The following is a 6,933-nucleotide window of genomic DNA, read 5'->3' on the forward strand; positions in this document are numbered from 1 at the left end:
AATTAGGGGTCTCAAGCTCCCCCTAACGGCCACCGAGAAAACCTTCACCAGCTAAGTATTTTTACTCAAGTCTCTGGAGGGGGACAGCTTATGTGACACTTAGGGTGCGGAATGTGGGTTAAATACTTGTTTACAAACAGTTTCTCAAAGGGTAGTTTGTTGCAATGTCTTCATAATCCTATACGCAGATCGTCGTATTGTCTCTGAAATCGATTTTTGCGAATATTCAATTGGGTAGTGCACTTACGTAAAGGGCAGAGAAAAAGCGTAGTTCTGGAAGCCTGGCTGGGCAAAACCCCTAGAAATTGCCCTTATTCTCTATCCTTTAAGGAATAGGACTACCTTTAATTGAACGAAGTTTTTTGTGGAGAAATGACTATGGAAGGTCACAAGATTGTCTCATCAGAAACAAGCATGGAATATTCACAAGAGCAGCATAAAGAGACTTCCAGCGAAAATCAACTCCCGCCTCCTAAAGACGATATGGTGGCGGAGGATTTCAAAGGCATAACCGTTAGCGGTGAACTAGAAGCGGTAGCAGATTTTGACCCGTTGAGAGCGATGAAAGAATCTGGTGAATTACAGGAAGTACCTGTAACAGGAGATCTCGATGCGCTGCCGGATGCTGGAGCGTTAGAATTTGGACTGTCGGAGACGGTCTGTGGTCGTGATGATCGCGTCCGCATTACACCAGCAACGAATATTCCCTGGCGTTGGATTTGCGAACTCATCATTACCTTCGCCGATGGCGTTCAAGCGAGGGGAACAGGTTGGTTCATCGGTCCGCGAACAGTGATGACGGCAGGGCACTGTGTTTATAGCCATTCCAATGGCGGTTGGGCGCGCTCAATTGAAGTCATCCCAGGGATGGACGGAGCCAGTCGTCCTTTCGGTTCCCAAGTCGGCACCTCGTTCCGCAGTGTATTAGGCTGGACAAGGGATCAAAATCAAGAGTACGACTACGGAGCTATTATTCTCCCAAATTGCCAGCTAGGCAATCGAGTTGGCTGGTTTGGTTTCGCTGTCTTGTCAGACAGTTCGTTGCAAGGTTTAACAGTCAACAACTCTGGCTATCCTGGTGACAAACCATTTGGAACCCAGTGGTTTAACGCGGGGGCGATTAGTACTGTCAGACCGAGGAAGATCTACTACATGATAGATACCTACGGCGGTCAAAGTGGCAGTCCTGTCTGGCGACTCCTCAATGGTGAACGCCATGCAGTAGGAGTTCATGCCTACGGCGGTTGTCCCAACAGTGCCACTCGGATTACGACAGAAGTATTCAATAATATGTTGGCATGGCGGAATATTCCTTGCTAAAGTCAATAGCCAATCGTTAAAAGTCGGCTGCTAAATAAATCACTGACAAAGAAAGGTAGGGGCGTAACGGTACCGTGCCTCTACCACAGCGGTTCTCGGTCTGATCTGGTACATGACTAAGCCTGATATCCTTGCTGTACAAGGCTTCTACTATACTTCATTCGAGTGAAAACCGCTGTAACTGATACTCCTCATAGTTACAATGAAAACAACACTGATGTAATTGTGGCTATGCAGCCTGTTTTTTTCTGGAGCCGACTGTTATGACAAGTTGCGATCCGAATCAATCTATCTCGTCACCGAATAATGCTGTTCAGGAATCTAGTGAGAGGGCAACTAAGGAGATAATAACTATCGAAGGCAAGATCTCTGAGGTCATGGAAACCTGGCCTCTGCAATTGGTGGTGACGACACCAAAGGGGAATTATTATGTTGGGCTTCTCCTAGAAACCAAAATCACTCAGCAGGGACAAACGGTTGATGCACAGAAATTGATGCTTGGCGTGGAGGTGAAGCTCCAGGGTTACTCTTCTGTTGTCAATCAATTCGCTCTAACTGCTCAAGTGATTGAGATCAAATAGCAAAATGAAGAAATTGAGGGCTTTCAGAAACTGTTTGTAAATTAATGTAAAAAGCCCGCCAAGTCAAGATTTTGGCGATTTATAGAGCGAATGAACTAAAAGCTCAGGATCTTTGTCAAGTAAGGACTTTGGCGATTTTAATACTTGTTTACAAACAGTGCGATCGCAATCGCTGTAGGGTGCGTTCCCTAATGTGGCTCTTACTGCTCCACCAATCGATTTTTGGGGAACGCACCATGCACATTTATTGAAACTGTGGGTTTAAGTGCGATGCTGCTCTTGTGGGTTGAGTTCTGGATTGGCAACCTGTCACCGAGCAAACCCGACGATGTTGGAATGATTCTGATAGCTGACGGCTGATAGCCAAGGGTCAACAATGCTAGGATAAAGGCTTGAGTAGAGAACGATCGAGCGAAAGCCATGTCATCGACAGAAGTAAAAACCCCGCCCCCAGACAGCCCCACTTCCCACTACCCTATACCTTTTAAACAGAATTTAGTATAATTAACCCTGAATTGCTTTAGCTAATTGAACGTGAAGTTTATGACTGGCTTTAAAAGCCATGTAATGAGCGGTGGGAATAGTTCCCAGTAAACTCAAATCACCAATTAAGTCCAATAATTTATGTCTTGCTGGCTCATTATCAAAGCGTAAAGGAGGATTTAACCATTGATTTTGATCGCAGACTAAAGCATTTTCTAAACTGCCTCCTTTAATTAAACCAGCCTTTTGTAAATATTCAATTTGATCGGCAAAACCGAAAGTCCGGGCGGATGCGATCGCTTGACTAAAACTTTCTTGATTAGGACTCCAACTATACCATTGATTACCGATGGGTTTATAGGTAAAATCGATCCCGTAGGTAAAACGTAATTCAGGGGAAGGAATCGCCGCCACAAAAGCATCTCCTTCGTACAACCAAATCGGTTGAGAAATCGTTAAATCTGATGGAGAAAAAGAGTTATTTAAACCGGCATTTTCGATCGCTTCTACCCAGATTTTGGCCGAACCATCGAGGAGGGGAATTTCCGCACCATCCACCTCAATGCGAGCATCCTCTACCCCCAAAGCGGTTAAGGCCGCTAATAAATGCTCAACGGTTCTGACCTTGGCTTCTCCTTGTCCCAATTCCGTTGATAAAGTCGTTTGGTAAACCGAAGAAACTAGAGCGGGAATAATCGGTTGATTGGCTAGATCTCTGCGGACAAAATAACGTCCTTCCCCCGGATTTGCCCCACAGACGCGCACCCGGGTTATCTCCCCCGAATGTAGGCCAATTCCCGATAATTCAAATTGTTTAGCGATAGTAGAAACCATAATTATCAAGTAATAAAGTGAAAAGCTTATTAGTGGTTTTGGGGGTTGGGTTTTAGGGTTTTAGGGTGTTGGGGTTTTAGTTGAATTTCCCTATTTCCCCATTTCCCTAATCCCCCATCCCCAATAACTGATTAGAATCGTTCCCCGATACCGAAATGGAGACGAGAACTACCATCGACATTAAAACCGTAGTCAACCCGAATTTGGCCGACAGGAGATTGTACCCGAACACCTAAACCGTAACCGAGACCAGTACCGGGTAAATCCCGGACAATACCGGGTTGACCGGGGACATCACCTTGGGAACCAATAGTAGTGCCGAAATCGACAAATAACGCCCCCCCAATAATTGCTACTATGGGAAAACGATATTCGGCGGTGGCTTGGAAATAACTGCGACCGCTACCCACTTCTCCCTCGGCGTAACCCCGTACAGAGTTACTACCCCCAACGATAAAAGCATCGTAGGGGGGTAAATCGCCTAATACTGTCCCTGCTTGCACATTAAAAGCGAGGGATTGCTGACCTTTAAAAATATCGGTTTCAAAGAGATTAAAGGAATTAATAAACCGAACGGGGATAAAGTAACTGTAACTACCCCGAACACGAGTGCCGAAAATACTGCCAGAACCGACCGGAATAGTTTGTTCTAAACCTAGACGCAGGAAAGAACCACTGGTGGGCTGCAGGGGATTATCGCGAAAATCTCGAATAGCACCAATATTTAGAGAAAGTAGATCATCGATCCCAGAGGAACTAAAAGCCAGTTGTTGACTGCCAAAACCGTTGAGAGGTGCAGACAGGGGGGAGATGTCACCATTGGCATTTTGCACCTGTACCTGTTGATAGTTAAAGCCTAGGGAAACCACCCATTTTGGTTTCGTAAACACATCGGCGGCCAAAGGACGGACAAAAGTAATACCGCCACCCGTCCGGACGATACGGGGACTATCATTATCGTTAAGCGTCCGAATCGAGGAATTTTCCCCATCATAAACCAGAGAAATCGACTGTCGCCGGAAAACGTTCACCGTGTAGGAAGTGCGGAAATTATCCGTGGCAATCCAAGGATCGGAAAAACTCAGATCGAATAAAAATTCCCGTTCCCCTAACTGGACTTCTGCCCCTAAAGTTTGGTTATTACCGCCAAAATTGCGCTGTTGATAGCTAACAGTCCCGAATAAGCCCGCATTCGAGCTAATACCACCCCCAGCGGCTAGGGAACCGGTATTACCTTCCACCACATCGACGTTGACAATCACCTCCCTTGGGTCGCTGCCGGGAGAAAAAGACAGACGCACATCCTCGAATAAACCGAGACCGAAAACACGCTGTAAATCCTGTTGGGCCGTATTGCGGTTAAAAATATCCCCCGCTTTTAGGCGCATTTCCCTAGTAATGATAAATTCTCTAGTTTTACCCTTGACCGGTTCCTGTTCGACGTTAAAGTAGCGTACTTGAATTTTTTCGATTAAACCTTCGGAAATGACCAGAATCACCCGACCATCGGGAGTGACTTGCGGCGCACCGATTACCTGGGCCAGATCATAGCCGTTTTTGCTGTACCAGTCATTGATTTTTTTTACCCCCGCCTGTAATTCCCGCAAATTCAGGGTTTTGCCGTATTGACTAGCGAAAATTTCCTCGACCACCCCGGTAGGTAAAATCGATTTGTCCAGGGTTTCCGGGGCAATTTGAATCTGTACGCCCTGAAAAACGGGGTTAGCTTGCACCTCAAAGGTGACTCGCACCCCTAGAGGCGTATCTTGGGGAACTGCCCGCACATCGGCAAAAAAGCCCGTGGCAAAAACGGCGTTAATATCTTCTTGCAGTTGCGATCGAGTCGTGCTTCGTCCTGGTCGGGTGCGAATGGTATTATAAACTAGATTTTCTAATTCTCGATCGGCCCCCTGTACTACCACTTCGGCCACCAAAACTCGCGACTCCTCCGCCGGCACCGGTGGGGCTGTTGTGGGAGTTTCTGCGGGGCTTGGGGTTTCCGTCGGGGTTTCCGTCGGTGCTGCCACGGGTGGCGTAGTTTCTCCCGTCGCAGGAGGAGACTGTACTATCTGCTCGACGCGGGGAAAAACCGTTTCTTGCGGTTCTTCTTCGGCCATTACCGTCCCGTGAAATAATCCGAAAATAGCCAGCAGCAGGGCCAGCGAGGAATATCGCCCCGAAAAATTGAGATTTTTAAGCACTTCCACACACCCATTAACACCATTATGGTTTTGTTTGTTTTCTCTGCCCGAGAAATTTAACGAACGTTAAAACTCTAGCAGATTGCTTACTCTCAGTAAATCCCAGCTTGACCGGTGACTAAAGAGATACTGCATCAGGTCTGATATTGGTCAGCCGTCAGCATTAAGTTTTTATCTTGCCATATCTTAGCTTTTTCCGGTTTGGCTCTATCCCAATTCACCCTCTAGAATTATTGCCACCTCGGTGGGCGCACAATTAATTACATATCTTCCTAACTCACGAAAATTAAAAACAATTAAGTTTATTCTCCTGGGAATCCCCCACCTTTTGACACCAGCGCAGATGTCAACGTCTCATTTGTAATAACTGTACCAGTTGCGAGACCTGTTGGCGATTAAACATTTGCAGCAGGGTACTAGCTACTAATTCGGGTTCTAGGGTGATCAGGATTTGTGGTAATTTGGCGGTGGCTAATAACTGCAATTCTTGACTGACGGTGATTTCTTCCCCGCGACCCCATTCTAATAAATCACTAGCTTGTTTTAATTCTTTAATAATAACCGGGGCGAGAGTGCGGTAGGAATGTTTGGGGTTAGCCAGGGCTGATTGGGCATTTTTAACTAAATATTGCCACTTTTGCTGTTCTGAAGCCAATTGAGACAGAGGTAAAATTAATTTTTGTAATTGCTGACGGGAAGCACTGGTTTCTTCCTGTTTGAACAGTTGTAACATCTGTTTGAGGATATCTCTGACGCGGATGGAGATAGAAGACGCTGCCGCAATAGCTGGGGTAGATTTTCCTTGTACGAGAAGATAGTTAAGATGGGCCTGTAATTCGGCAAAAGTTGGTTCACCTTTTTTAACGATAGCGTTAGCTTCCTCGGCTTGCAAACCTAATGAACCCTGCAGCTTATCGATCAATATCTGAAGCAGATCATAACCCTTGAGGAACAAAGATTCTAATTTTTGATCCACTTGTATGGGATTTTCTTTCAGTATTTTGAAAGCATCCTCAAGACGGTGAGCAGTTTTTTGGATACTGCTATAACCTAACATGGCCGCCCCCCCCTTGATGGAATGGGCGGCACGAAACATCTCGTTCATCTGTTCAGTATTGTTCACGAGATTGCCTAAGTCTAAAATCCCCTGTTCCAAAGTTTCCAGGTGTTCTTTGGCTTCTTCGATGAAATAGCCGAGAATTTTCTGCGCGTTAGCGGAGTCCAAGGTCTTATCCCCCCTTATCACGATGCTGTCTAGGCCTAGATTGCCCAGTTTTTCAGGAAATATATCAGTTATGGGGCAATGGCTAGGAAAACTGGCCCAGACGGACACAAGCTAAGTTCAAAAGCCTGCCCACAAAGGTTCTCAGCTTCTCTTACTCAAAATAGATCTATCCCACATTCCGCACCCTGGTCGTTGAAATCAAAAGTTGCTCTAGCCCTTGTATAGTAAGACTTTTAGCGATTACTAAGAATTATGAAGTGTCACACTCTAGTCAGCGATCGCCCGCTTA

5 protein-coding genes are annotated in these 6,933 nt (G+C 46.0%); 2 read left to right on the forward strand and 3 right to left on the reverse strand.

The features are described from left to right. Positions 1-561 precede the first annotated feature (561 nt). Together EWV68_RS20930 and EWV68_RS20935 are read left to right on the forward strand one after the other, a co-directional pair. The gene (locus EWV68_RS20930; protein WP_287170922.1) at positions 562-1,320 is read left to right on the forward strand and encodes a trypsin-like serine peptidase; all 759 of its coding nucleotides are present in this window, start codon (positions 562-564) and stop codon (positions 1,318-1,320) included. 263 nt (positions 1,321-1,583) lie between these two features. Beyond that, positions 1,584-1,901, forward strand: a complete 318-nt coding sequence (locus EWV68_RS20935; RefSeq protein WP_061433095.1) for a hypothetical protein — start codon at positions 1,584-1,586, stop codon at positions 1,899-1,901. A gap of 504 nt (positions 1,902-2,405) precedes the next feature. On the opposite strand, the gene lpxC is transcribed toward EWV68_RS20935, so the two are convergent. From lpxC to EWV68_RS20950, 3 genes are all read right to left on the reverse strand, one after another. Continuing rightward, positions 2,406-3,218 carry a UDP-3-O-acyl-N-acetylglucosamine deacetylase gene (gene lpxC / locus EWV68_RS20940; protein WP_287170923.1) on the reverse strand — a complete coding sequence of 271 codons (813 nt, stop codon included), beginning with the start codon at positions 3,216-3,218 and terminating at the stop codon, positions 2,406-2,408. A gap of 131 nt (positions 3,219-3,349) precedes the next feature. Continuing rightward, positions 3,350-5,335 carry a BamA/TamA family outer membrane protein gene (locus tag EWV68_RS20945; RefSeq protein WP_287170924.1) on the reverse strand — a complete coding sequence of 662 codons (1,986 nt, stop codon included), beginning with the start codon at positions 5,333-5,335 and terminating at the stop codon, positions 3,350-3,352. Positions 5,336-5,765: 430 nt separating this feature from the next. Next, the gene (locus tag EWV68_RS20950) at positions 5,766-6,644 is read right to left on the reverse strand and encodes an Hpt domain-containing protein (RefSeq protein ID WP_149988071.1); all 879 of its coding nucleotides are present in this window, start codon (positions 6,642-6,644) and stop codon (positions 5,766-5,768) included. Positions 6,645-6,933: the final 289 nt, after the last annotated feature.

The sequence above is a fragment of the Microcystis sp. M_QC_C_20170808_M9Col genome, assembly GCF_007095495.1.
In the GTDB taxonomy this organism is placed as follows: domain Bacteria; phylum Cyanobacteriota; class Cyanobacteriia; order Cyanobacteriales; family Microcystaceae; genus Microcystis; species Microcystis aeruginosa.